The sequence below is a fragment of the Agrococcus citreus genome (assembly GCF_039527715.1).
Lineage (GTDB): Bacteria > Actinomycetota > Actinomycetes > Actinomycetales > Microbacteriaceae > Agrococcus > Agrococcus citreus.
Genome location: NZ_BAAAKK010000001.1, coordinates 620,858 through 643,739, shown reverse-complemented (window position 1 = coordinate 643,739; position 22,882 = coordinate 620,858). Strand labels below are relative to the sequence as shown.

The following is a 22,882-nucleotide window of genomic DNA, read 5'->3' as shown; positions in this document are numbered from 1 at the left end:
CCGCCGCGCGCCGCGCCGTCGAGACAGCGGTCGCGACGCGCGGCCCGGTGGTGCTCGCGATCCCGTACGACATCGCGCACGCCGAGCTCGACGCCGCGCCCGCCGGCGAGCAGGAGGCGGCTCCGGTCGCGCCGTTCATCGCGATCGACGCCGAGCAGCTCGCCGAGATCGCGCAGCAGCTCGACGGTGCCGAGCGCCCGCTGCTCATCGCCGGCCGCGGCGCGCATCTCGCGGGCGCGGCCGAGCCGCTGCGGGCGCTCGCCGCTCGGCTCGGCGCGCGCACGGCCTCGAGCGCGCTCGGCAGCGGCATCTTCGCCGACGACCACCGGCACCTCGGCATCACGGGCGGCTTCGCCGCCGAGCGCTCCGCCGAGGCGGCCGAGCGCGCCGACGTCGTGCTCGTCGTGGGCGCCGGCCTCAACCAGTTCCAGACCCGCTTCGGCGACGCGTTCGCGGACGGCGCGCGCGTCGTGCAGGTCGATGTCGTCGATGCGCCGACGAATCCGCGCGTGGACGAGCTCGTGCGCGGCGACGCGAGGCTCGTCGCGGAGGCGCTGCTCGCGCTCCTCGGCGACGGCGCGCCCTCGGGCGACGCCGGTTGGGAGCGCGCGGGCTACGGCGACGTGACGCGCGCGCACTTCGAGCGCGAGGCCGGCGACCCGCTCGCTGCCGACGGTCGGCTCGACCCGCGCAGCCTGTTCCACGCGCTCGAGCGGATCCTGCCGGCGGACCGCGTCGTCGTCTCGGACGGCGGGCACTTCATCGGCTGGGCGCCCACGCACCTCTCGGTCGCCGACCCCGAGCGGCTCGTCATGGTCGGCACCGCCTTCCAGACGATCGGCCTCGGGTTCCCGAGCGCCGTCGGCGCCGGCGTCGCGCGACCCGAGTCGACGATCGTGCTCGTCTCGGGCGACGGCGGCGCGCTCATGGCGCTCGCCGACCTCGACAGCGTCGTGCGCACGGTGCGGCGCGGCATCGTCGTGATCGTGAACGACGCCGCCTACGGCGCCGAGGTGCACCAGTACGCCGTGCGCGGCGTCGCTGAGGGACCGATGCTCATCGACGAGGTCGACTTCGCGGCGCTCGGCCGCGCGGTCGGCGCGCAGGGCGCGGTCATCGAGTCGCTCGACGACCTGCGGCAGCTCGAGTCGTGGCTCGAGCGCGGCGAGGACGGCGTCTTCGTCGCCGATTGCCGCGTCTCGAAGGCGGTCGTCGCGCCCTACATGCTCGAGGTCGTCGAGGCAGCGAAGCGCTCGGCGCGCTGACACCCGCTCGAGGCGAGCGCCGCGTCGGCGCTACGCCGGCTCGTCGCCCAGCTCGAGCAGCCGGCGGAAGAGCGCGAGCACCTCATCGGGCAGCAGCGGCTCGGCGACCGTCACGTCGCAGCGGGTCTCGACGGTGACGCGCCACATCGGCGCATCCGGGAGCGCTTGCCCGTCGAGCTCGGCGAGCCTGCCCGACGCGACGAGCGTGTCGAGCCGGTCGCGATCGTCGCCCGGGATGACCTCGAGCTCGAGCACCGCCGCCCTCGTGCGGCCGAGCATGCCGCCCGTGCGCGCGACGCGCACCGCCTCGGCGGTCGGCGCATCCGCTTGCGGCTCCTCCTCGGTCACGCCGACGGCCGCCCACGCGTCGCGCACCGCTCGCGTCTCGGCGGCGTCGTCGCCGAAGCGCGCGATGGCTGCCTCGACCGTGGCGGCCGCGAAGGTCGCGAAGTCGGCGGTGGACGACAGGCCGCCGGTCAGCGCGTCCATCCAGATGAGGCCAGGCGCCTCCCACGCTCGACCGCCGATCGTCGTCGCGACGAGGTGGAACGCCCTGTTGGGGATGCCGGAGTTGATGTGCACGCCGCCGAGGTCGTCGGCGGTCACGACGAAGTCGCGCATGTGCGCCGGCTGCGGATCCTTGCCGAGCACGGGGTCGTCGAAGGCGGTGCCGGGCTCGGCCATCGAGCGCAGCGCCACGCCCTGCACCGCGTCGGTGAACACGCCCGCACCGATGAGCCAATCCGCCTCGTCGGCCGTCTGGTCGAGGGCGTGCTGCTTCACGAGCGAGCCGAGCACGTCGGCGATCGACTCGTTGAGGGCACCGGGCTGGTCGCGGTACACGAGGTCGGCGGTCGACGAGATGACGCCGTGGCCGAGCTCGTGGCCGATGACGTCGACGGCGTTCGTGAAGCCGGCGAAGACCTCGCCATCGCCGTCGCCGAAGACCATCCGCTCGCCGTCCCAGAACGCGTTGTCGTAGCTCCTGCCGTAGTGCACGGTCGCGAGCAGCGGCATGCCGGCGCCGTCGAGCGAGTCGCGGCCGAACGCCTCGTGCAGCATGCGCCATGCATCGCCGAGGCCGTCGTAGGCCTGGTCGGCCGCGACGTCGCCGGTCGGTCCGTCGCCCTCGCGCCGCACCTCGGTGCCGGGCAGGGTCGTGGCGTGCTCGGCGTCGCTGATCGTGCGATCGGGCGCAGCCTCACCGGGCACCAGCGAGGGGCGGCCCGGGCGGCGGCTCGGAGCGGCACTCGTCGCGGCCCGCTCCGCGCGGATGCCGCGGTCGACGCCGAGCGTGCGCTCGGCGACCGCGGCGGCGGCGCTCGGCGCAGCCGCGATGCGCTCGAGCAGGTACGGGGGCACGATGCCGTGGCGCACGGCATGCGCGTCGCTCGAGGCGCCGAGCGCGTCGTCGATGCGCGGCGCGATGAGGCTCGACCACACGAAGTAGCCGTCGGGCGATGGGTGGAAGCCGTCGGCGGCGTGCATCGAGGGCTCGAGGATCGCCGGGGTGGGCAGGTGCACCGCTCGCGCCTCGGCGGCGGCGATGCGCTGCAGCGCCTCGTCGAGGCTGCGCGCGTGCCCGCCGATGAGCGAGCGGATCGGCTGCGGCAACCACTCGAAGGTATCGATCTGCGGCGCGCCGGCGAGACCGATGACCCCGCCGGGCGCGAGGTGCTCGCCGAGCCCGGCGACGAGCGCGCGCACGCTGCGCTCGAACGCCCCTCGCCGCACGAGCTGCAGCGCGTCGTTCGCGCCGACGAGCACGAGGATGACGTCCCACGGGCCGTCGTCGACCGCGGGCAGGTGGCGCTCGAGCACCTGGGCGGCGTTCGAGCCCTCGAGGCCCTCGATGCGCCACGCGACGCGCTGCCCGCGCCGCCCCGCGAGCCGCCTCGCGGTCTGCACGGCGAGCGTCTCGTCGAGGCGCTCGGCACCGACACCGGTCGCGGTCGAGTCGCCGACCGCGAGCAGTCGCAGCGGCGGGCCGTCGCCGTCGCCGACGATGCCGGAGCGCTCGCCCTGCGGCTCGGGCAGCCAGACGAGCACCGACTGGAGCGCCTTCGCCTGGTGCAGCAGCACCGGCGCGAGCGCGAAGGCCGCGGGCCTCGCGAGCCGGTGGAGGGAGCGCTCCGCGCGCCTCGATGCGACGGCCGCGGCCGCTCCGATCCGTGCTGCGAACTCCATGCGACACCTCCGCTCGACGGGCTCCGTGCGGAGCGAGGCCGATGCTACTCGCGGCCGCTGACGGCGCACCGGGACGTGCGCGCTCAGCGGCCGAGGCGTATCCGCACGTCGGCGGCATCGCCCACGCCGATGCCCTGCGCGCGCTGCACGGCGACCTTGAGCGGCAGGAGGTAGGCGCCGTCGCGCGGGAAGAGCGACGTGGAGAAGGTCGTGCCGCCGATGGTGGCCTCGACGGGGATGACGCCCCAGCCGTAGGTGAGCTCTCGGGCGCTGTCGTGGATGAGCTCGGACTCGTCGGGCGGCACGGGCAGGAAGACGAACGGCGCCGGGCCGCGCCACTCGATCGCGACCGCCGTGAACGCTCCCCCAGGGCCGCCCCATGGGGGAGTAGAGAGATGGCAACGAGGGCACGCGACGAGTTCTCGGCGAAGATCCGGCACGAGCAGCGGCTCGCCGAGAGCTCGCGACGGGCGCGCATCCAATACGGCATCGTCACGATTGTCTGGGCTGTGCTCGTGCTGGCGATGGTGTGGTTTATGGTGGCGTTCGAAGCGCCCCACGTCCTCCTGCTCCTGGTACTCGCGAGCGGGCTTGTGACCACCTGGTACCTCGGTAGCCGCTTCGGGGGCAACCACTGGCAGCTGTTGGGGCACGAGCGCGTCGTGGCCGATGCCACGCACAACCTCCGCGACTTCGATGCGGACCCCCGGCCCGCGAAAGACCTGCGATGCCGGCAGGAGGCCGCGGCGGTGCTCAACGGCTTGTCGAGCGTGCTGTATCCCCAGCCGGGCCGCGGCGCCGCAGACTGCGCGGAGCAGGTGCAACGCACGGCCAAGCGGATCCTGGCCGCCGAGGACCGGAACGAGTGGCACAACGCGGCCGCGAACGAGCATCGCGCCGAACTCCAGCGCCTACTCACACCGAAACGAGCCGGCGATGCCTGACTCGAATCATGACCGCGGCAGGGCGGCGCTGCTCACCGCGCAGCTGCTCCTCGACGCCGATCTCCCGGACGAACAGCGCAGCCTTGCGCTCGGCAAGATCCTCCGGCTCAACGAGGACCTGTTCGAGCGGCGTTGGTCGTACATCAGCGAGTGGGACGTCGACGAGCCGCAACGCTCGCTCTTCTTCTCCTTCCACGTCGACTCGACGGACGGCTACAACAGCCACTCCATCCACTGGAATTGCTACCCCGCGGAGGGAACGGTCTGCATCCGCCGCTCGATCGACGAGGCCGGCTATGTGGATCTCGACCCGGAGGCGTGGTTCACCGTGAACGACACCGAAGGCCTCGCCGCGGTGCTCGATGCCGTGCCGCAGCTCGCATACAAGGACGAGCTACCAGAGGTGTGCTGGCAGCACGGCGCGATCGTCCAATGGGGCGACGAACTCTACGAGACCACGCTCACCATTGACCAGGTGCGAACGCGGCGCCGTCGACCGGCGCCGACGCCGGCAGACCAGGTGCTCGACGCGCTGCGCGACGTCTATGACACCTGCCCGAAGTGCCACACGTACACCGGTGGTCAACCACACAGTTGCCCCTAGCCAGTGACCGGGCTCATGCGATCGCCGGCAGCACCTAGGCTCGCTGCCATGAGCGAGCTCGACAGCGAGTAGCGAAGCAGATCCAGGGATCGTGGACGCCATCTCGAGGCAGGCCCGGGCCGCGCAGCCCGGTACCGGTGAGACGGTCCGGCCCGCTCCGCACACTCTGACAGTGAACGGCCTTTCCTGGTCGACTGTGGGAGGTGACGAGATGGGGATGCAGCACGTGGCAACGGACGCGACCGCGGGCGTTGACGATCGCGAGCTCCTGGCGCGGCTCCGTCACGACGACGAGCACGCGCTGACCACGATCTTCCGCCGCTACCAGCGGCCCGTCTACTGGGGCAGCTTCTCCGTCCTCCGCAGCCGTGCAGAGGCAGAGGAGATTGCCGGCGATGTGTTCCTCACGCTCTGGCGCAAGCGGCAGGACGTCGAGATCGCCGCGGCCTCGTTGCTGCCATGGCTGCTCGTCACCGCCCGCAACCTCTCCCTCAACCGCAGCCGCTCGGTCAACCGACGTCGCGAGCAGCGCATCACCGAGCCCGAGGACCAGCTGCCGGCACCCGGCACCGATCCGGCCGAGCAGTTGCTGCGCAGCGAGCTCGAGCAAGCGCTCCAGGCGATCGCGGCCGTCATGGCCGAGCCTGACCGATCGATCTACCAGCTCTGCCTCGTCGACGAGCTCACGTACAAGGAGGCCGCCTACAAGCTCGGCCTCACCCACGGGGCCGTGCGCAACCGCCTCTCCCGGCTGCGCGCGCGGCTGCGCACCGAACTGACCCATCTCACGGCAGGAGGCCGCTGATGACTACCCCCCAGCTCCCCGAACTCCCCGCCGGCACCGCTGCGCGGATCGAGCGGCGACTGCTCAGCGTCGCCAGCGGCGCTCGCCAGTCGCACCGACGCCGCAACCGCGCGATCGCCGGAGGCGCCGCGCTCGTGCTCCTGGCTGGCACGGGTGTCGCCGCCATCACGATCGCCAGCCAGGCAGCGCAGGAGCGCAGCGCCCACTGCTACGCGGCCGTCGACCCCTCGAGCCTGTCGACCCAGGTCGGCATCCCCGACGAGACCATCGGTGACGATGGCATCGCCGTGCCGATTCGCGCCGACGCGGACCGCGCAGCGCAGGCGCTCGATCTGTGCGGCTCGGTGTGGCGGGTTGGCTTCTTCGCCACGGACGGGGTCCCCGTCGATGACGGCCGCCAGCACGAGGTGCCGCCGCTCACCGCCTGCGTCCGGTCCGACCAGGTCATCGCCGTCTTCCCGGGCGACGACGAGCAGCTCTGCGAGAGCGTCGACCTGCGGCCGTTGCCGTAACCAATCGCTAGGGCGGGATGCAGCACACAGGCTGCATCCCGCCCTGCTGTGCGCAATGTGCGCGGCGAGCAATGCGTCTTAGATCCGCGCGTGCGGCGGCGTGTCGACGTGGGACGCCTTGACGCTACGGGGCGGTTCGAATCTGCTTCTCCCAACAGGCCTGTGACGATCCCAGCTGATCGGCCGAGGTTACCCAATGGAGAGGACCACATCATGAACCGAACGACCCGAGCCGCCCTCGGCGTGCTCTGTGCCATCCCGCTGACGCTGCTCGGCGGGCTGTCGGCAAACGCCGCCGAGGCGGAGCCGCCGCTACCCAACTGCTGGATCGAGATCGACACCGGCGAGAGCCTCTGCGTCGACGCTGACGAGAACCTGGTCGCCGCTGTCGCCGAGACTGGCGTCGAGCTCATCGTGCCCGACGGCACCGTCGTGGGCGGCCACCAGGTCGAGCGTGACGACGTCGCCGCACGGAGCAGCAGCTCGGCCATGGCCAGCACCGTCATCAGCATCCTCTACGCCGACAGCAACTACGGCGGCGCCAGCACCGTCATGTCGGTCTCCAGCGGCACCTGCGCCACCCACGCCTGGGGCTACACCAGCCTCTCGACGTTGGGATGGAACGATCGCGCTTCGTCCTACCGCAGCTATGCCGGGTGCGTCACCGCGGTGTTCGAGAACGAGAACTACGCAGGCGCGCAGCATGGGTACTACGCGAACGCCAGCGGCCTTGGCGTCATGAACGATCGGGCCTCCTCCTGGAGAGTCCAGTAGCGGCCGTGCGCTGAGCGCATTCGATGCGGTTAGCGAGAGCACTTCCAACCAGTGCCCGTCGCTAACACCACGAGAGCCCTCCTGTCCCCGCAGGGGGCTTCGTACTGTCGCCTTTGGACCGCACCCAGGCGCTACCGGAGCAGTTGCACCCATCCCGGTATCCGCGCCTGACGTTGCACTCCGGAACCACACGGCACCGGGCACAGCGGCGTGTTGATGCACTCAGCGGCCACGGTTCGCGTGCTGACGATCGACTCCTCGCGACGGCGCTCTTAGTGGTGGCGAGCCCCGATCGTTCATGCTCGCGGACGGCGTGTGAGGCGCGACGCAATCAGACACACGGCCGCGATGACCGCACCTACTGCCACAACGCAGGGAATGAGCAACCCCGGCGTCAGGTAGCCCATGCTCGCGAGCGATGCGGACGCGAGCACGACGAGCGCGGTGAAAGCACCGCAGCACGCGACAACCATTCGCCACCACTTATACGCGGACGCTCGCAACTTGCGATCTGTTCGCGAGAGCACGACCAGCCTCAAGCAGGCTATGGCGGCGATCTGGAATGTCGTGACGACAAGCACGCCCCACACCAAGCCCGGAACCGCGAGACGCTCCACCTCGGGAAACACCCGGACGGTCTCGGCTACCTCTGCAGGGAGCACGACCGCTTCTGCATACACCGACGCCGCCAGCAGCACCACGATGACCAGCGAGACTACAGCTCTAGATGCGTCCGCTCTGGTGAGAGTCGTACCGCTGCCTGCCGGTGCACTCGGCTCGAGCGCGGAACCGCCGCGCCGCTCTATTCCGCGCGCCTCCACGTCCGCCCCTGCCTAATAGATGTTCGGATTGATCCGGGTTGTCTCGATATTGAACACCGTCTGCGGCGCGTTGGGATCCAGCGAGTCCGAGAATGCCCCAAACACTTCCAGCCCAGGGCTCCAGCGCAAGCCGTTGGAGCTTGCGGATGAGCACACCTTCTGCCCGACTCGCGTGCCCTGGGTGTAGAAGAAGCACACCTTGACGATGCGCTGGGTTCCATACACGGACACCACGCGAGGTTCGAGGTCATCCAGGAAGGCAGCTGCTCGGATCAATGCCCGCCGCTAGCAGCTGCTCATGCATTTCTGCCAGAGTTTCGGCCGGTGCAATATCGGCGCGCCGCAGGCACTGCTGATATAGTCGCGCCGCGACGCTCGTGTCCTCGTTCTGGATCTGCCATGCCGAGTCGAGTGGATAGAAGGGCTCGTAGCAGTCCTCTTCTACGCCTGTAGTGGTGGCTTCCTCTACGTACATCCATTCGATTACCACCCCGTTCTGTTCGACGCCAATGAGCGCGTAGCCGTGGTCTTCCATGCAAGATCGGTAGTCGTCGAACGCGTCGCGATACTCGGTCTCCGTGACGTCTCCTTCCTGCGCAACCGGCGGCGACGGAACGCAGGCTGTCAGTCCGAGCGCCATCGCGGCAACAGCGGTTGCGGCCCCGGCTCGGACCGACTGAGTGATCACGTGTAGTAGATCTGGTCCGAACCGCCGTTCGCCTGGGCGCCCCGGTGGTTGCCCGACACGACGTAAGCCTGCGGCGCAGTCCTGACTGCGTTCGTCGTGCTGTACGTCCACGACGAGTGCACCGTTTGTGAACCGGGGTACGGGCGGTAGCCGTATCGCGCCGACAGGTTGCCGCAACTGAAAGCTCCGACCCACGTGCTTGCTGAAGTCGTGGTGCTCTTCGCGTTCATGTAGGTCATGCTGCTGTTGCAGGGGATGGTGTTTGAACCCAGCTGGAACCGATCGGTCTCAGCGACATTGGCGCTGCCCAATCCGAGCAGGTTGGCGACCACGAGGGCCGCCACGGAAATTGCTGTGATGCTCCTTTGCATGGCAGCACCATAGCCGAAAACTCTCGCTGGGGGAGCAAATATTTCAGCCGCAAACCTTTGCAGATCGAAAGCGCGTGCTATCTAGAGTCCGCGGGTGGCAAGCGCGGTGTGGCCTGGCGCTTCACGTCCTGGACGTGTCCACGCCAGGAGCCTGGCAGCAGTAGCGCACGAACGTCCCGTCTCAATCTCAGGGGCGACGGTAGTCGAGGCGGTGGATGGCGTAGGCGCGGATGGCGGCTGCCAGCCATGGGGGGAGATGGCGATCTTCGGCCCCCACGACGCCTTTCCCTGGAGCTTGCCAAGCGCGCCGCGGTCTTCGACCCCGAACGTCTTCGCCAGGCTGCGAGACGGCTGCCGCCTCTGACACGGAAGAAGACAGCAAAGGGGTTCGCGGAAGCGCGCGCATTGATGCTTGAAGCGGGTGTCACGCTCGTGTTCGTTCCCGAGATCAAAGACACCCGCATCTCTGGCGTCTCACGCCACGTGAACGGAACGCCGATGATCGCCGTAACCAGTCGATACCGGTACTGCGACGCGCTCTGGTTCACGGTGCTTCACGAGGTTGCGCATCTCCTGTTGCACCCAAAGCGAGCCACCTTCATCGACTTCGGCGGCAAGGCTAGCGACGACGACGCTCAGGAGACCGCCGCAAACGCCTTCGCAGCCGACCTGCTCGTGCCGCCCGCCACTCGTCCACGGTTGATTGCAGCATCCTCGGTAGCGGAGGTGACGGAGCTCGCTGAGGAGCTGCGGGTTGACCCCGGGATCTTGGCAGGGCAACGAGCGCACCTGACGGGCGACTGGGGCGGCCAACTCGCTCGGTTGAGGCGGCGAGAGGACCTCGCAGCCGCCCTCGCTTAAAGCAGGGAGGGCGGGGCGGGCTCGCTGCAGAGCGTCAACGTTCGTATCCGGTAGTCGGCCGTGTCACGGACGGCGCGCGGCGAGAGCATCTTCGTATGCCGCGAGCCAGGTCGTCGCCATCACGCGTCGGGTGTGGGCGGCGAACGCAAGGCGCACCAGGTGCAGGGATGCCCCTGCGAAGCCGATCGCCGGCACCACCACGAGCAGAGCGGCTGCCGGTCCCGCGACGCTGATCACCCAGTCGTGCACGAGACTCAGCACCAGCGTGAACGCGGTCAACAAGACAGCGACGCCCGCGAGAGGTATCTCACCACCGTTCGTGCCATGAGCCCGCAACGTCCCCAGCACCACCATGCGCAGCTCGACATCCTTCCGGCTCTGCCGTCGAAAACGACGCGCGAGCTCCACCGTCAGCCGAGCGTTCGGGCCATCCGGCAGGAAGACCTGTGCGCGCGCGAGGATCTGCGGCGTGACATACGGAACATGCTTCGAGCTCAAGTACGAGGAGGACACGCGAACGAGACTGACACAGACCAGCACAACAAAAATCAGACAAACCAGGAGTAAGATCGAAGCGAAACCGATGCGAAGAACCGGAGGGAAGACGATGACAATCCTCGATGCGCGTCAGCGCTCTACGTCAGCGCTTCATGCGCCGATCGAAGCGGCGGACATCACGCGCTTCCTCAGCGAGCACCTCGGCCGTCAACTGCTTGCGTTCATCGTCGCCTCCGACGTCACGACCATCGATCGGTGGGCGCGTGGCAACAACAAGCCTCGGCTCCAGCACGAGCAGCGACTGCGCAACACCTATAGCGTCTTCCAGGAGATCGCGCGCGTCGAGGCGCCCGCGACGGTGCGAGCCTGGTTCATGGGCATGAACCCGCAGCTCGACGACCACTCACCCGCGGAAGCACTCGCCGACGACCGCGCGCGCGAGGTGCTCGCCGCAGCCCGCGCATTCGTGCAGGGCGGGTGAGTGAGCTCGCACTGGTTCGCCCAAGTGGACCACTGCACCGCATCGCTCGAGCAGACGCTCCGCTCGACTTCTCTCGTATTGACGCCGCCGACGCGCAGCTCGCCGACGCCGGGAATCGCTTCGACGTTCCCGGCGCCGGCGTCCTCTACCTCGCGTCCGACGCGATCACCTGCTACTACGAGACACTCGGACGGTTTCGACCCTCCGCCGTCCTCATCGCAGCGCTCGGCGAGGAGGACCCCGGTCTCCTCCCTGCCGGCACCATGACCCAGGAGTGGCGGGCACGACGCCTCCACGTGACTACGGAACTGATCGGCGCGCTCCCCTTCATCGACATCGAATCGCCGCGCACCCATGTCGCTCTCACAACTGAACTCGCGCCGATCCTCGACCGGCTCGGCCACCTCGACATCGGACAAGTCCGCGGCCCCAACCGTCTGCTCACCCGAGCGATCGCCGCATGGGCCTACGCCGCGCTCGACAAGCGTGGCGCACGTTTCGGCGGTATCCGCTATCGCTCGAAGATGAACGGCGGAGAGTGCTGGGCGGTCTTCGAGGGAACCGAGATACGGGAGCTCGATCTGCATGCGCGCACGCTACCGCGCGGTGCCCACGGCGCGGCGCCCGCCATGAGGTGCTCCTTCGAGGTGCCCGCTCCTCGGTGTGCACGGCGGCGCGGTCGGGCGCCAGCGGCTCGGTAGCCTGGAGCCCATGCCCAAGCAAGCGATCGTCTCCCTCGTCTCGGTCGTCGGGGCGCTCGTGCTCATCGTCGCCGTCGCCCTCGCCGTCGTGCGCCCCTGGGAGAGCGAGGCGCCGGGGTCGAGCGCCGCCGCCCCGCTCATCGACGAGTCGACGCACGTCCTCGACGATGCGGGCGCCGACGCGCCTGCGGTCGTGGAGTTCTTCGACTACGAATGCCCGTCGTGCGGCCGGTTCCACCCGATCGTCGAGGAGCTGCGAGACACGTACGAGGGTCGGGTCACCTTCGCGGTGCGCTACTTCCCGCTCCCGAGCCACTCGGGCGCCGTGCCCGCGGCGCTCGCCGCCGAGGCCGCCGCGCAGCAGGACGAGTTCGAGGCGATGCACGCGCTGCTGCTCGAGCGCCAGCAGGAGTGGGCGGGCTCCGACGACGCGTCGGTCGCGTTCCGCGGCTACGCGGAGGACCTCGGCCTCGACCTCGCCGCCTACGACGCCGCGGTCGCCGACCCCGCGACGCTCGAGCGCATCCAGCTCGACGCCGACGCCGGGGTCGCGCTCGGCGTGCAGTCGACGCCGACGTTCTTCGTCGACGGCGAGCTCGTCGAGCTGCGCGACTTCGCCGACGTCGAGACGGCGATCGAGGCCGCGCTCGCCGAGTAGTCGGCGCCCGCGCTCGGCTCACGCCGGCGTGGCGATGAGCGTGAGCGGATGCGCGTGCTCGCCGACCACGGTGCGCACGATCGCGTCGTCGAAGCGCGCGTACTTGCGCCGGTACTCCTCGTCGAGCAGCGCGTGATCGAGGTGGTCGCCGGGCTGCAGCACGATGTCGCGCTCCACGCCGCCGGCGTTGATCCGGCCCGAGCCCCGCTCGAGCGCGCGCCGGTACCAGCCGCTGTCGGCGCCGTACGCCGAGCGCACCGCGACGAAGCCGTGGAGCGCGACGCACCAGATGGTGACCGGCGGGCTGAGGCTGCCGTCCTTCCGCCGCGAGGAGATCTGCAGCTCCTCGGCGGCGGCGATCGCGGCGAGGTCCTGCGGGTCCCACTGCGCGCTCATGCGGCCATCATGGCCTCGCTCGACTGCCGGCGACAGGGGCGGTCGCTCGGTCCACGGTCTCGAGCGCGCCCGTCGCGCGGCGGCGAGCGCGGTGCGAGGATGTCGCCGTGCGACGCCGAGCGGGACCCAGCGCGGGAGTCGGCGCGCGCCGGCTCGGCGGGGGGNNCGATCGCGATCGCCGCGACCGGTTGCGCGAGCGCACCGTCGCCTGCGACGGCAGTCCCGGTGCAGCTCGAGGGAGTGCAGCTCGAGATCGTGCAGCTGCGCGGCGACGTCACCGAGGGGTTCATCGAGCTGCGCGTGACGAACGAGGGGCCGGCAGCGCTGGTCGTCGAGCGCGCGACCTACGTCTCGAGCGCCTGGACCGCGCCCATGCAGCGCGACGACGAGGCGCGCATCCCCGCGGGCGCGAGGCGGAACCTCCGGTTGCAGCTGCCGGAGCCGACGTGCGCCGGCGGCCGGCTCGAGCATCAGGCGACGCTCGAGCTCGCGGACGGCTCGATCGTGGAGGGGGAGCCCGACGACCCGCTCGGCCAGCTCGAGGCGCTCGACGACGCGATCTGCGAGCTGCGCGCCTTCGAGCGCGAGGTGGCGGCGCTCGCGTGGCTCGAGCCGAGCATCCCCGCCGACGGCGTCGGACCGGCGGTGCTGCGCCTCGAGGTGGCGCCCGTCGCGGGTGACGGCGGCCGCGTCGGGAGCATCGACGAGGTGGCCGCGACGGTGCTGCTCGTGCCGGTCGATGCGGCGGGCGAGCGGATCGAGGTGCTGGCCGTCGGCGCGGAGATCGAGGCCGGTGCGGCGCCGACCGTCGTCGAGGTGCCTGTCGCGCCCGGGCGCTGCGACCTGCACGCGATCGCCGAGGACAAGCAGGGCACGCTGTTCCGCATCCGAGCCACGCACGGCGACGATCCGGTCACGCTCGTGCTGCCGTCGCCCGACGCGCAGCGGAACGCGCTGCTCGACTTCGTCGTCGCGAGCTGCGGATCGCCCTGAGCTGCGCCACCTCTGGGTTGGGGCACCGTGAGCGCCGGCGCCTCGTCAGCCGCGCGGGCTCGGTCGCACGGTGAGCGTCTGTGACGCGCGCCCGACGTGGCCGCGCTCGTCGTGCAGCTCAGCGGCGGTGATGCCCTGGCCCGTCGGACCGAAGGCGACCGTCGTGTCCATCCCGATCCAGCCGCCCTCGGGCTGCCGCAGCAGGTGCACCGTGAGGTCGAGGTTCGGGAACATCCACGCGTCGGGCGTCGCGCGCACGGCGACGCCGTTCACGACGTCGATGAGGCCGATCCACCGCGCGAGCGCGCTGACCGGCTCCCCGTCGACGAGCGGATGCGCGCTGCGCACCCAGGCGGCGCCCCTGCCCGGCGACGCCTCGCCGATCTGCCGCAGCTCGAGCGAGCGCACGAAGCCGCCGCCCCAGGACTCGTCGAACGTCGCGGGGTGCGCGCCCGCGGGCGAGGCGAGCGCGAGGGCTGCGCCGCCCTCGACGCTCGCGGTGTCGCCCGCGACGCTGTGCCACGCGCGTGCGACGGCGACGTCCCGACCCGCGATCGACGCGGTGGCCTCGGTCAGCTCGATCGTCCTGCCCGGCCTGCGCGTCTCGACGCGCACCGCGATCTCGTCGAGCGCGAGGAAGCCGAGGATGTCGAAGGCGATGCGGCTCAGCAGCAGCGGCGCGCCACCGATCGCATCCCGGTGGCGCTCGATCGCGTGGGTCAGCAGACCGCCGAGCGGTGCGAAGTGCAGCTCTCCCGGCTGCCACGCGCCGCCCGCGTGCTCGCTCGGCAGGTAGCGGTCGCCGCCGAGGGCGGTGAGGTAGGCGTCGGTCATGTGCCCTCCGGAGGGTGCAGCAGCAGGTCGGCGAGGTCGTCGAGGTAGCGCTCGAGCGGTACGGGCGCATCCGAGCCCCAGCGCACCCACGCCTGCCCGTCGCGCACGACGAGCGGCCCCGCGCTGCCGACGAGCGACTCGTCGATCGCGATCGGGGCGATGCCGTGGTTGACGGTCTCACCCATGGGGAAGCCGCCCTGGATCGCGGCGGCGCGGTACGCGCGGCGCTGTTCGACGGATGCGGTGTGGTGCTGCGGGCGCCCGGGCTCGGCCACGCGCGTCGAGACGCCCGTGCGCCAGACGGAGCCGTCCGCGCCCAGCAGCAGCGCGCCCATCCGCCATGCTCGGCCGAGGCGGCGCATCGTCGGCCGTCGGGGGATGCCGAGGATGGGCTTCGGCACGACGTGCTCGGCGAGCGCCTCGTCGCGCGCGCCGGCCGCCGCGAGCCGCTCGGCGACCGCGCGCAGCGTCGCTCGCGCGCGCTCGATCGCGGCCGCATCGTCGGGATGCGGGCTCGCTCGAGGATCGTCTGCCACCGTCGCATCGTACGGCGGGTGCGGATGTCGGCACGGGACACTGGCGGCATGGCACGCGATCGAGACCTCGACCTGACCCTCTTCGGCGCGACCGGCTTCGTCGGCCGGCTCGTCGCGGAGCACCTCGCGGCCGCCGCGCCGGAGGGGCTGCGCGTCGCGCTCGCGGGGCGCTCGCGAGAGCGCCTCGAGGCGGTGCGCGAGGGGCTCGGGCCGACCGCCGCAGATTGGCCGCTCGTCATCGCCGACAGCGCCGACGAGGACAGCCTGCGCGCGCTCGCCGAGCGATCGCGCGTCGTGGTGACGACCGTCGGTCCCTACCAGCGCCACGGGCTGCAGCTCGCCGTCGCGTGCGCGCGGGCGGGCACCGACTACGCCGACCTCACCGGCGAGGTGCTGTTCGTGCGCGAGCTCGTCGAGCGCTGCCACGAGGCGGCGCGGTCGAGCGGCGCGCGGATCGTCGTCTCGTGCGGATTCGACTCCGTGCCGTCCGACCTCGCGGTCCACCTGCTGCAGCGGCGCGCGATCGCCGACGGCGCGGGCGGGCTCGGCGACACGACGCTGCGCGTGCGGCGGCTCGCCGGTGGCGTCAGCGGCGGCACGATCGACTCGATGCGGCTGCAGCTGCGCCGTGCCGCCGAAGACCCCTCGTTGCGGCCCGTCCTCGCCGACCCTGGGGCGCTGAGCGGGGGAGCGCCCGTCGCGTCCGGGCAGCGGGACGTGTGGCGACCGTTCCGCGACGCGGAGACGGGCGAGTGGGATGCGCCGTTCGTCATGGCCGGCTACAACTCGAGGCTCGTGCGCCGCTCCGACACCCTGCTCCGGGCGAGCTCGGGCGGCACCGGCTACGGCGACCGCTTCCGCTACCGCGAGGTGCTGCCGACCGGCAGCGGGCTCGGCGGGCGGATGCGCGCCGCGGGGATCGCGGCGGCGATGGGTGCCGCGGTGGCCGCGATGTCGACGCCGGGCGTGCGCAGCCTGGTCGACCGCTCACTGCCGACTCCCGGGAAGGGGCCGAGCGAGGAGCGCCGGCGTGCGGGCTCGTTCGCGATGGAGACGACGACCCGCGCCGCCGACGGGCGCCGCTATCGCGCCAGGGTGGCGGCGCAGGGCGACCCCGGGTACGCCGCCACGTCGGTGATGCTCGGCGAGGCCGCGCTCGCGCTCGCCGTCGACAGCGACCGCTGCAGCGCCGACGGCGGCGTGCTGACCCCCGCCGTCGCGATGGGCGACGTGCTCGTCGAGCGGCTGCGGGCGCAGGGCTTCACGCTCGAGGTGTCGCCCGCGTGAGGGCGTCGATGCCGCGAGCGCCGCGGTGGTCGTCGCGTCGGCGTGAACCCCGCGCTACAGCGGCACGATGCCGGAGTCGCCCATGTCGGGCTCGCTGTCGCTCACGAGGCCCTTCACGAGCCCGACGGCGGTCGCGACCTTGCCGGGGGAGTCCCAGTACTCCGCCGTCGTCGCCGTGACCTCGAGCAGGCCGTTGCCGGGGTCGTCGGGGCTGCCCGACATGAACACCTCGGCCGACGCATCCCACAGCTCCTTGAGCTTCGCGCGGTCGTCGACGTAGCGCGCGGTGCCGGAGAGCGACACCCAACCGCCCTTGCCCGCGTAGTGCACGTTCACGCGCGGGTCGGCCTCGATCGCCGCCACCTTGTCGGTGCTGCGCTCGGTGAGGAACCAGACTGTGCCGGGCTCGGTGAAGTCCTGCGTGCCCATGGGCGTCGACACGAGGCCGCCGTCGATCGACAGGTAGGCGAGCGACGCGATGCGCGTGGAGCGCATGATGTCGGCGATGGTCTCGAGCTGCTCGTCGTATGCGGTCATGCGTGAGAACCTGCCACCATCGCCTGGATGAACGCCGAGCGATGCCGAACGGAGGAGCCCCGCATGGCCATCGACCCCATCTCGCTCGACGTGACCTTCACGGCGCCGATCGGCGTCGACGTGAAGGGCGAGCTGTGGTCCTGCGTCGAGATCCCCGACTCCGCCGAGCTGTTCGGCACGCGGAAGGGGGTGCGGGCCGATGTCGTCGTCGACGCGCTCGCGATGCCCGACGTCGGGCTCCTCGTCACCGGCAGGGGCGGCCACATGCTGTCGCTCAGCGCCAAGGTGCGCAAGCAGCTCGGGAAGGACGTGGGCGACGAGGTCACGGTGCGCCTCGAGCGACGGCGCTGAGCATGCCGGCCGCCCAGGACGGCGGCCGCCGCGGCCCGTATCGTGGCCGCCATGGTGACCTTCGAGAGCCGCGTGCCCAGTGTCGAGGAGCAGCGCGCCGTCGCTGAGGCGGTCGGCTGGCTCGACCACTTCGACTGGGAGACGATCGGCGGCTCGCTCGAGCGCTCGCTGCACGGCGTCGTCGCCACTCAGGACGGCAGGACCGTCGGCGTCGGCAGGCTCGTGGGCGACGGCGTGCGGTACTGCTACGTGCAGGACGTGATGGTCGACCCCGCGGCGGCCGAGCAGGGCATCGCGACGAGCATCGTCGAGCGGCTCCTCGACTGGGTGCGCGAGGCGGCACCCGCCGACGCCGTCGTCGGCCTCTTCGCGAGCCCCGAGGCGGTGTCGGTCTACGAGGGCCTCGGCTTCACGGCCGCGGACGGCGACCCGCTGGGCATGACCCTGTCCGTGCGCGGCTGACGAGCGGTCCGCGCCGCAGCCGCACCGACGCTCAGGCGGAGCGCGCGACGAGCGCCTCGCTGCGCTCCCAGAGCGCGTCGACGGCCGCGTCGGCGTGCACCAGCGGATTCGTCTGGTCGGCCGTGGCGGGATACCGCTCGGTGTAGAACGTGCCCGGCTGCCACGTCGTGCCCGGGGTGCCGTCGGCGAAGAAGATCAGGGTCGTGCCGCCCTGCTCGGGGCTGACGAGGAGCAGCCTCGACAGCGGCGTGCGCCAGATGACGCGCAGCAGGCTGCTGCTGCCCGTGCCGAAGCCTGTGCGCACGTTGCCCGGGTCGAACGCGACGGCGCTGATGCCCGCGTCGCCATAGCGCGACTGCAGCCCGCGCGCGTGCAGGATGTTCGCGAGCTTGGCGTTGCCGTATGCCCGGTTGGGGCTGTACGACCGCGCTCCCTGCAGGTCGTCGATGTCGAAGCGCGCCAGCCGGCGGGCGGCAGAGCTCGCGGTGTTCACGACGATGCCCTCGCCGGCCTGCAGGGTCGGCAGCAGCAGCTGGGTGAGCAGGAAGGGCGCGAGGTGGTTGACCTGCAGCGTCGCCTCGTTGCCGTCCGCGGTGAGCGTCCTGCGGCCCAGGATGGCGCCCGCGTTGTTGGCGAGCACGTCGATGCGGTCGGTCGCTCGGCGCACGTCGTGCGCGAGCGCTCGCACGTCGTCGAGCCGCGCGAAGTCGGCGACGAAGTGCTCGGCGCCGAGCTCCCGGGCTACGGTCGCCGTCTTCTCAGCCGACCGTCCGACGAGCAGCAGCCGGTGGCCGCGCTCGGCGAGCTGGCGCGCTGCGGCGGCACCGATCCCGTCGGAGGCGCCGGTGAGCAGGATGGTGCGCTGAGGCATGTCGGCCCTCCGGTCGGTGGTGCGCCGGAGGCGCGGTGCTCGCCCACTGTAGGCGAGGCGCACCGGGCGAAGACCGCGACGACCCTCCGCGCCCTACGCTGACGGCAGGGGGTCGCGGTGGAGCACATGGAGTTCGAGCAGTTCTGGCGGGAGCGGAGGCTCTGCATGCTCGCGTCGCCGCGTCCGGACGGCACCATCCATCAGGTGCCCGTCGGTGCCACCTACGACGCCGAGCGGCACCTCGTGCGAGTCATCACCTCCGGCTCGAGCTACAAGGCGCGCAACCTGCGGGCCCGGCCCGGCATCCGGGTGTCGCTGTCGCAGGTCGAGGGGCGCTGGTGGTGCACGGTCGAGGGGCCTGCGACCGTCAGCGACGACCCCGAGCGCGTCGCCGAGGCGGTGCGTCGCTACGCCGAGCGCTATCGGCAGCCGCGGCCGAACCCCGAGCGCGTCGTCATCGAGATCGAGGTCACGCGGCTGCTCGGCAACGTGCGACCGGGATGACCTGAGACCGGACGGTCCCTGCCGCGACGCTCTCCTGCGACGTCGATCTCGCTCTCATGAGTGCTTCCCGAGAATGCGTGCCGAGCACTGGAGCGGCTTGGGGTACACGGAGTACCGTCGCGATCCCAACCGATCGGAGATGCCATGTACTTCCACCTGCAGCAGCTCATCAACCCCATCGAGCCGGACGAGCCGGACCCCGCCGCCGCGAACGCGCTGCAGGAGGGCCTCGGCGGGCAGTTCGGCGAGATGCGCACGATGATGCAGTACCTGTTCCAAAGCATCAACTTCCGCGGCCCCTCCGGGAAGCCGTACAAGGACCTCATGCAGGGCATCGGGACCGAGGAGATCTCGCACGTCGAGCTCATCGGCACGACGATCGCGAGGCTGCTCGACGGCTCGCCACGCTACAAGGGCAGGCCCACCGACCCGGTGGACGAGCCGGGCGCCGGTGGCGCGACGCCACTGAACATCGCGCTCGACACGAGCAACATCCACCACTACCTCGTGGGCGCGCAGGGCGCGCTGCCGGTCGACGCCGCCGGCAACCCGTGGATGGGCAGCTACGTCTACAACTCCGGCAACCTCGTGCTCGACCTGCTCTACAACCTCATGCTCGAGTCGACGGGCCGGCTGCAGAAGTGCCGCATGTACGAGATGACCGCGAACAAGACGGCGCGCGCGACGATCTCGTACCTGATCGTGCGCGACCAGGCGCACGAGAACGCGTACGCGAAGGCGCTCGAGTCGCTCGGGGTCAACTGGCGCACGTCGCTGCCGATCCCGAAGACGAACGCGGAGCAGTTCCCCGAGGTGCGACGGCTCCTCGACCTCGGCCTCCAGAGCAAGCAGTACTCGTTCGACCTGGGCGACCAGTCGGAGGCGGGCAAGATCTTCCAGGGCATGTCGCCCTCGAACGACGGCACCCAGCTCGACGCATCCGAGCAGGCACCGCAGGGCGCACCGATGGACATCGGCGCGGAGCGTCCGGAGGAGTTCGCACCCGGCGCCGACAAGGAGCTGCGTGCCCTCATCGAGGCGACCGCCGAGATGGAGATGGCGACGATCGACATGACCTTCGGACCCATGAAGTCGTCCTGACCGGCCACCGCATCCATCGACGGGCGGTGCGGGCGAGACGCGTGGCGTCGGCCGCGCGCTCGCCCCGCCGGTCTACGGTGAGGACATGTCACTCGCCGTCGCAGCAGTCGCGTGAGCCCCCGCCGCACTCGTCGCGCACGCACGCTCGACGTCGGTGACCTGGTCTTCCGGGTCACGACCGACGTCGAGGCGGATGAGCGCGGTCCCGCGGTCGTGCTCGTCCACGGGATCGGCATGTCGAGCCGATACCTCGCGCGCCTGCACGACGCGCTGCTCCCGCACGCGAACGTCGCCTCCGTCGACCTGCCCGGCTTCGGCGGGCTGCCGAAGCCGCGTCGCGAGCTCGGCATCGAGGCGATGGCCGCGGCGCTCGCGGAGGTCGTCGGGTCGCTCGGCCTCGAGCCGGTCGTGCTCGTCGGGCACTCGATGGGCAGCCAGTGGGTCGTCGAGCTCGCCCGGCTGCGACCCGATCTCGTCGCGCGCGTGGTCGTGATCGGGCCGGTCGCCGACGTCGCGCATCGCACGCCGACCGCCCAGCTGCGCGCGCTCGCGGTCGACTCCCTGCTTGAGCCGCCCACCACGAACTGGATCGTCTCGACCGACTACGTGCGCTGCGGCGTGCCCTGGTACCTCGCGCAGCTCGGCCCGATGCTCTCGTACCCGATCGAGGAGCGCGTCGCAGACCTCGCGGTGCCGCTGCTCGTCATCCGCGGCGAGCGCGACCCGATCGCGAGCACGCGATGGTGCCGGCTCGTGCGCGACAGCGCGCCCGACGCCCGGCTCGTCCACATCCCGAGGTCGCCGCACAACGCCCAGCGGTCTGCCCCTCGGGCGGTCGCGGCGGCGATCCTCGCGCACGCCTAGCCGACGAGCTCCTCGAGGGCGGCGAGCAGCCGGTCGATCTCGCTGTCGTCGTTGTAGGCTGCGAGACCCACGCGCAGCCCGCCGTCGACGTCGAGGCCGAGCGCCCGGAACGGCTCGACGGCGTAGAACGAGCCGGCCGGGGCGAGGATGTCTCGCTCGGCGAAGGCGGGGTAGGCGTCGGCAGCGTCGCGGTCTCGGAAGGTGAGGAAGAGCGTCGGCGTGCGGTCGACGGCGATCGAGTGGAGCGCGATCCGGTCGCCGAGCCGGGCGATGCCCTCCTCGATGCGGGCGCGCAGGCGCCGCTCGTGCTCGTCGATCTCATGGTGCGCGGCGACGATGCGCTCGCGACGGGAGCCGTCGGCGGGGGAGAGGCTCGCGATGAAGTCGACCGCCGCGGTCGCGCCTGCCATCAGCTCGTACGGCAGGGTGCCGAGCTCGAAGCGCTCGGGCACGGCGTTCGACGACGGCAGCAGCTTGTCGGGCACGATCGTCTCGAGCAGCGCCGGCTCGGCGATGACGGCCGCGCAGTGCGGACCGAAGAACTTGTACGGCGAGCAGACGAAGAGGTCGGCGCCGAGCGCTGCGACGTCGACCGCGGCGTGCGCGGCGAGGTGCACACCGTCGACCCAGACGAGCGCGCCGACCTCGTGCGCGCGGCGCGCGATGCGCGCGACATCCGGCTTCGTGCCCAGCAGGTTGGATGCGCCGGTGACGGCCACGAGGCGCGTGCGGTCGGTGACGAGGTCGTCGAGCCCCGAGAGGTCGAGATCGGCGGTCGTGGGATCGAGCTCGAGCCACCGCACGGTCGCGCCCACCGCATCCGCCGCCTGGATCCACGGCCGCACGTTCGCGTCGTGGTCGAGCTGCGTCACGACGATCTCGTCGCCGGGCCCCCACGACTTCGCGAGCGCGCGCGAGAAGTCGTAGGTGAGCTGCGTCGCGCTGCGGCCGTAGACGACGCCGTCGGCAGCCCCGCCGACGAGATCGGCGATCGCCGCTCGGAACTCGCGCACCACGGTGTCGGCGTTGCGCTCGCTCGCGACGACCGTTCCGCGGTTCGACAGCGGAGCGGTGAGCGTGCGCGCGATCGCCTCGCCGACGACGGCGGGCGTCTGCGTGCCGCCGGGGCCGTCGAAGTGGGCGATGCCCGAGGCGAGGGAGGGGAAGCGAGCGCGCAGCGCAGCGACGTCGAGGGTCATGGTGCTCCTGGGGTGGGACGGAACCGTTGTGGTGTCAGGCTACGTCCTGCCGCGAGCTCCACCATGCCGGGGCGCCAGGGGCGCGGCGGGGATGATCGCGACGCAGCGGCTACGGGCGGTTGCCGTTCCCGTTCCCGTTCCCGCCGCCGTTGCCGTTGCCGCCGCCGCCGCCGTTCCCGTTGCCGCCGCCGTTGCCGTTCCCGTTCCCGTTCCCGTTGCCGCCGTTCCCGCCGCCGTTCCCGCCGCCGTTGCCGTTCCCGTTCCCGCTGTTCCCCGTGCCCTCGTCGCCCGTGTCCACTTCTGTGGCGGGGACGACGACCGTGGGCTGCTCGACCGCAGGCTGCTCGACGACGACCTCGGGCGCGGGCGTCGGGTCCACGGGCTCGACGACTGCCGGTGCCGGCTCGTCCGACGGCGTCGGCTCGGCGGCCGGTGTGGAGGAACCGCTCTCGGTCGGGGCTGCCTGTGGACTCGCGTCGATGCCCTGCAGGCTGAACGCGACGACCGCGCCGAGGATCGTGATGCCCGCGGCGACCCCGCCCACGAGCCCCCAGCGACGACGACGACGTCGGTCGTCCGCGGCGTCGGCCGCCTCGGCCGCAGGACTCGCGCCCTCTGCGGCAGCGGGTGCGGTGTCGACGTCGCTCGCGCGGCCGGTCGCTCGACCGGCGCTGGCACCACTGGCCGCCGCACCGACGGCCCCCGCGCCGACGGCCGTGCCCGCGGCGAGGACGCTCGTCGCGGCCGATGCGGGCGGCGCGGCCGCCATGTCGGGCG

31 protein-coding genes are annotated in these 22,882 nt (G+C 71.6%); 17 read left to right on the top strand and 14 right to left on the bottom strand.

The features are described 5' to 3' along the window. Window positions 1-1,265: thiamine pyrophosphate-binding protein (locus tag ABD106_RS03215; protein ID WP_343917233.1), on the top strand; the 1,265-nt coding region annotated here is incomplete at its 5' end. Window positions 1,266-1,295: 30 nt separating this feature from the next. Here ABD106_RS03215 and ABD106_RS03210 read toward each other — a convergent pair. Both ABD106_RS03210 and ABD106_RS03205 read right to left on the bottom strand, forming a co-directional pair. Continuing rightward, window positions 1,296-3,452: a protealysin inhibitor emfourin gene (locus ABD106_RS03210; protein WP_343917231.1), complete on the bottom strand. Its 2,157-nt coding sequence runs from the start codon at window positions 3,450-3,452 to the stop codon at window positions 1,296-1,298. A gap of 83 nt (window positions 3,453-3,535) precedes the next feature. Further along, the gene (locus ABD106_RS03205; protein ID WP_343917229.1) at window positions 3,536-3,892 is read right to left on the bottom strand and encodes a DUF1905 domain-containing protein; all 357 of its coding nucleotides are present in this window, start codon (window positions 3,890-3,892) and stop codon (window positions 3,536-3,538) included. Here ABD106_RS03205 and ABD106_RS03200 point away from each other — a divergent pair. The 5 genes from ABD106_RS03200 to ABD106_RS03180 all read left to right on the top strand — a co-directional run bounded on the left by ABD106_RS03200 (window position 3,848) and on the right by ABD106_RS03180 (window position 7,091). Next, window positions 3,848-4,396 carry a hypothetical protein gene (locus tag ABD106_RS03200; protein WP_343917227.1) on the top strand — a complete coding sequence of 183 codons (549 nt, stop codon included), beginning with the start codon at window positions 3,848-3,850 and terminating at the stop codon, window positions 4,394-4,396. The two genes, ABD106_RS03205 and ABD106_RS03200, sit on opposite strands and share 45 nt — an antisense overlap. Then, a complete protein-coding gene (locus tag ABD106_RS03195; RefSeq protein WP_343917225.1) occupies window positions 4,389-5,000 on the top strand; it encodes a hypothetical protein in 612 nt (203 codons plus the stop codon). The genes ABD106_RS03200 and ABD106_RS03195 overlap by 8 nt, the downstream gene beginning before the upstream one ends. A 91-nt stretch (window positions 5,001-5,091) precedes the next feature. After that, window positions 5,092-5,805 (top strand): RNA polymerase sigma factor, encoded by a 714-nt coding sequence (locus tag ABD106_RS03190; protein ID WP_343917223.1) that lies wholly within the window; start codon window positions 5,092-5,094, stop codon window positions 5,803-5,805. Continuing rightward, entirely contained in the window at window positions 5,805-6,317 is a 513-nt protein-coding gene (locus tag ABD106_RS03185; RefSeq protein ID WP_343917221.1) for a hypothetical protein, read from the top strand. Before ABD106_RS03190 ends, ABD106_RS03185 begins: the two co-directional genes overlap by 1 nt. Window positions 6,318-6,530: 213 nt before the next feature. Then, window positions 6,531-7,091: a hypothetical protein gene (locus ABD106_RS03180; RefSeq protein WP_343917219.1), complete on the top strand. Its 561-nt coding sequence runs from the start codon at window positions 6,531-6,533 to the stop codon at window positions 7,089-7,091. A 296-nt stretch (window positions 7,092-7,387) separates the two neighbouring features. Here ABD106_RS03180 and ABD106_RS03175 read toward each other — a convergent pair whose 3' ends face one another. From ABD106_RS03175 to ABD106_RS03160, 4 genes are all read right to left on the bottom strand, one after another. Next, window positions 7,388-7,792, bottom strand: coding sequence for a DUF2975 domain-containing protein (locus tag ABD106_RS03175; RefSeq protein ID WP_343917217.1), 405 nt, complete (start codon window positions 7,790-7,792; stop codon window positions 7,388-7,390). A 132-nt stretch (window positions 7,793-7,924) separates the two neighbouring features. Continuing rightward, window positions 7,925-8,137, bottom strand: a complete 213-nt coding sequence (locus tag ABD106_RS03170; protein ID WP_343917215.1) for a hypothetical protein — start codon at window positions 8,135-8,137, stop codon at window positions 7,925-7,927. 22 nt (window positions 8,138-8,159) lie between these two features. After that, a complete protein-coding gene (locus ABD106_RS03165; protein ID WP_343917213.1) occupies window positions 8,160-8,600 on the bottom strand; it encodes a hypothetical protein in 441 nt (146 codons plus the stop codon). Then, window positions 8,597-8,971: a hypothetical protein gene (locus tag ABD106_RS03160; protein ID WP_343917211.1), complete on the bottom strand. Its 375-nt coding sequence runs from the start codon at window positions 8,969-8,971 to the stop codon at window positions 8,597-8,599. Before ABD106_RS03160 ends, ABD106_RS03165 begins: the two co-directional genes overlap by 4 nt. A 246-nt stretch (window positions 8,972-9,217) precedes the next feature. On the opposite strand from ABD106_RS03160, the gene ABD106_RS03155 reads away from it, so the two are divergent. After that, window positions 9,218-9,832, top strand: coding sequence for an ImmA/IrrE family metallo-endopeptidase (locus tag ABD106_RS03155; protein WP_343917209.1), 615 nt, complete (start codon window positions 9,218-9,220; stop codon window positions 9,830-9,832). Between the two features lie 63 nt (window positions 9,833-9,895). Here the strand turns inward: ABD106_RS03155 and ABD106_RS03150 are convergent, their stop codons facing one another. Next, the gene (locus tag ABD106_RS03150) at window positions 9,896-10,330 is read right to left on the bottom strand and encodes a hypothetical protein (RefSeq protein ID WP_343917207.1); all 435 of its coding nucleotides are present in this window, start codon (window positions 10,328-10,330) and stop codon (window positions 9,896-9,898) included. On the opposite strand from ABD106_RS03150, the gene ABD106_RS03145 reads away from it, so the two are divergent. From ABD106_RS03145 to ABD106_RS03135, 3 genes are read left to right on the top strand one after another with little or no spacing between them, the layout of a single operon-like run. Next, window positions 10,302-10,811, top strand: coding sequence for a hypothetical protein (locus ABD106_RS03145; protein ID WP_343917205.1), 510 nt, complete (start codon window positions 10,302-10,304; stop codon window positions 10,809-10,811). The two genes, ABD106_RS03150 and ABD106_RS03145, sit on opposite strands and share 29 nt — an antisense overlap. Further along, on the top strand, window positions 10,808-11,512 hold the full coding sequence (locus ABD106_RS03140; RefSeq protein ID WP_343917203.1) for an RES domain-containing protein: 705 nt from the start codon (window positions 10,808-10,810) through the stop codon (window positions 11,510-11,512). Before ABD106_RS03145 ends, ABD106_RS03140 begins: the two co-directional genes overlap by 4 nt. Before the next feature lie 10 nt (window positions 11,513-11,522). Further along, entirely contained in the window at window positions 11,523-12,170 is a 648-nt protein-coding gene (locus ABD106_RS03135; RefSeq protein WP_343917201.1) for a DsbA family protein, read from the top strand. 18 nt (window positions 12,171-12,188) lie between these two features. On the opposite strand, the gene ABD106_RS03130 is transcribed toward ABD106_RS03135, so the two are convergent. Further along, window positions 12,189-12,566, bottom strand: a complete 378-nt coding sequence (locus tag ABD106_RS03130) for a DUF2255 family protein (RefSeq protein WP_343917199.1) — start codon at window positions 12,564-12,566, stop codon at window positions 12,189-12,191. Window positions 12,567-12,791: 225 nt separating this feature from the next. Here ABD106_RS03130 and ABD106_RS03125 point away from each other — a divergent pair, with 225 nt between their 5' ends. Beyond that, entirely contained in the window at window positions 12,792-13,559 is a 768-nt protein-coding gene (locus ABD106_RS03125) for a hypothetical protein (RefSeq protein ID WP_343917197.1), read from the top strand. A 45-nt stretch (window positions 13,560-13,604) separates the two neighbouring features. Here ABD106_RS03125 and ABD106_RS03120 read toward each other — a convergent pair whose 3' ends face one another. Next, window positions 13,605-14,393, bottom strand: coding sequence for a thioesterase family protein (locus ABD106_RS03120; protein WP_343917195.1), 789 nt, complete (start codon window positions 14,391-14,393; stop codon window positions 13,605-13,607). Next, complete coding sequence (locus ABD106_RS03115) at window positions 14,390-14,929, bottom strand: hypothetical protein (protein WP_343917193.1); 540 nt, start codon at window positions 14,927-14,929, stop codon at window positions 14,390-14,392. Before ABD106_RS03115 ends, ABD106_RS03120 begins: the two co-directional genes overlap by 4 nt. A 48-nt stretch (window positions 14,930-14,977) precedes the next feature. Here ABD106_RS03115 and ABD106_RS03110 point away from each other — a divergent pair, with 48 nt between their 5' ends. Continuing rightward, window positions 14,978-16,216, top strand: coding sequence for a saccharopine dehydrogenase family protein (locus ABD106_RS03110; RefSeq protein ID WP_343917191.1), 1,239 nt, complete (start codon window positions 14,978-14,980; stop codon window positions 16,214-16,216). A gap of 54 nt (window positions 16,217-16,270) precedes the next feature. On the opposite strand, the gene ABD106_RS03105 is transcribed toward ABD106_RS03110, so the two are convergent. Next, entirely contained in the window at window positions 16,271-16,753 is a 483-nt protein-coding gene (locus ABD106_RS03105) for a pyridoxamine 5'-phosphate oxidase family protein (protein ID WP_343917189.1), read from the bottom strand. A gap of 63 nt (window positions 16,754-16,816) precedes the next feature. Here ABD106_RS03105 and ABD106_RS03100 point away from each other — a divergent pair, with 63 nt between their 5' ends. After that, a complete protein-coding gene (locus ABD106_RS03100; RefSeq protein ID WP_343917187.1) occupies window positions 16,817-17,104 on the top strand; it encodes a DUF1905 domain-containing protein in 288 nt (95 codons plus the stop codon). A 51-nt stretch (window positions 17,105-17,155) separates the two neighbouring features. Beyond that, window positions 17,156-17,566, top strand: coding sequence for a GNAT family N-acetyltransferase (locus ABD106_RS03095; RefSeq protein ID WP_343917185.1), 411 nt, complete (start codon window positions 17,156-17,158; stop codon window positions 17,564-17,566). Window positions 17,567-17,597: 31 nt separating this feature from the next. On the opposite strand, the gene ABD106_RS03090 is transcribed toward ABD106_RS03095, so the two are convergent. Beyond that, window positions 17,598-18,437, bottom strand: a complete 840-nt coding sequence (locus ABD106_RS03090; protein ID WP_343917183.1) for an SDR family NAD(P)-dependent oxidoreductase — start codon at window positions 18,435-18,437, stop codon at window positions 17,598-17,600. A 126-nt stretch (window positions 18,438-18,563) separates the two neighbouring features. On the opposite strand from ABD106_RS03090, the gene ABD106_RS03085 reads away from it, so the two are divergent. From ABD106_RS03085 to ABD106_RS03075, 3 genes are all read left to right on the top strand, one after another. After that, window positions 18,564-18,941: a pyridoxamine 5'-phosphate oxidase family protein gene (locus ABD106_RS03085; RefSeq protein ID WP_343917181.1), complete on the top strand. Its 378-nt coding sequence runs from the start codon at window positions 18,564-18,566 to the stop codon at window positions 18,939-18,941. Window positions 18,942-19,085: 144 nt separating this feature from the next. Continuing rightward, window positions 19,086-20,042, top strand: a complete 957-nt coding sequence (locus tag ABD106_RS03080) for a manganese catalase family protein (RefSeq protein WP_343917179.1) — start codon at window positions 19,086-19,088, stop codon at window positions 20,040-20,042. A gap of 111 nt (window positions 20,043-20,153) precedes the next feature. Then, the gene (locus tag ABD106_RS03075) at window positions 20,154-20,906 is read left to right on the top strand and encodes an alpha/beta fold hydrolase (protein ID WP_343917177.1); all 753 of its coding nucleotides are present in this window, start codon (window positions 20,154-20,156) and stop codon (window positions 20,904-20,906) included. Here the strand turns inward: ABD106_RS03075 and ABD106_RS03070 are convergent. Together ABD106_RS03070 and ABD106_RS03065 are read right to left on the bottom strand one after the other, a co-directional pair. Further along, a complete protein-coding gene (locus tag ABD106_RS03070) occupies window positions 20,903-22,105 on the bottom strand; it encodes a cysteine desulfurase-like protein (protein ID WP_343917175.1) in 1,203 nt (400 codons plus the stop codon). The two genes, ABD106_RS03075 and ABD106_RS03070, sit on opposite strands and share 4 nt — an antisense overlap. A 109-nt stretch (window positions 22,106-22,214) precedes the next feature. Continuing rightward, a partial coding sequence (locus tag ABD106_RS03065) for a hypothetical protein (RefSeq protein ID WP_343917173.1) occupies window positions 22,215-22,882 on the bottom strand: 668 nt, incomplete at its 5' end.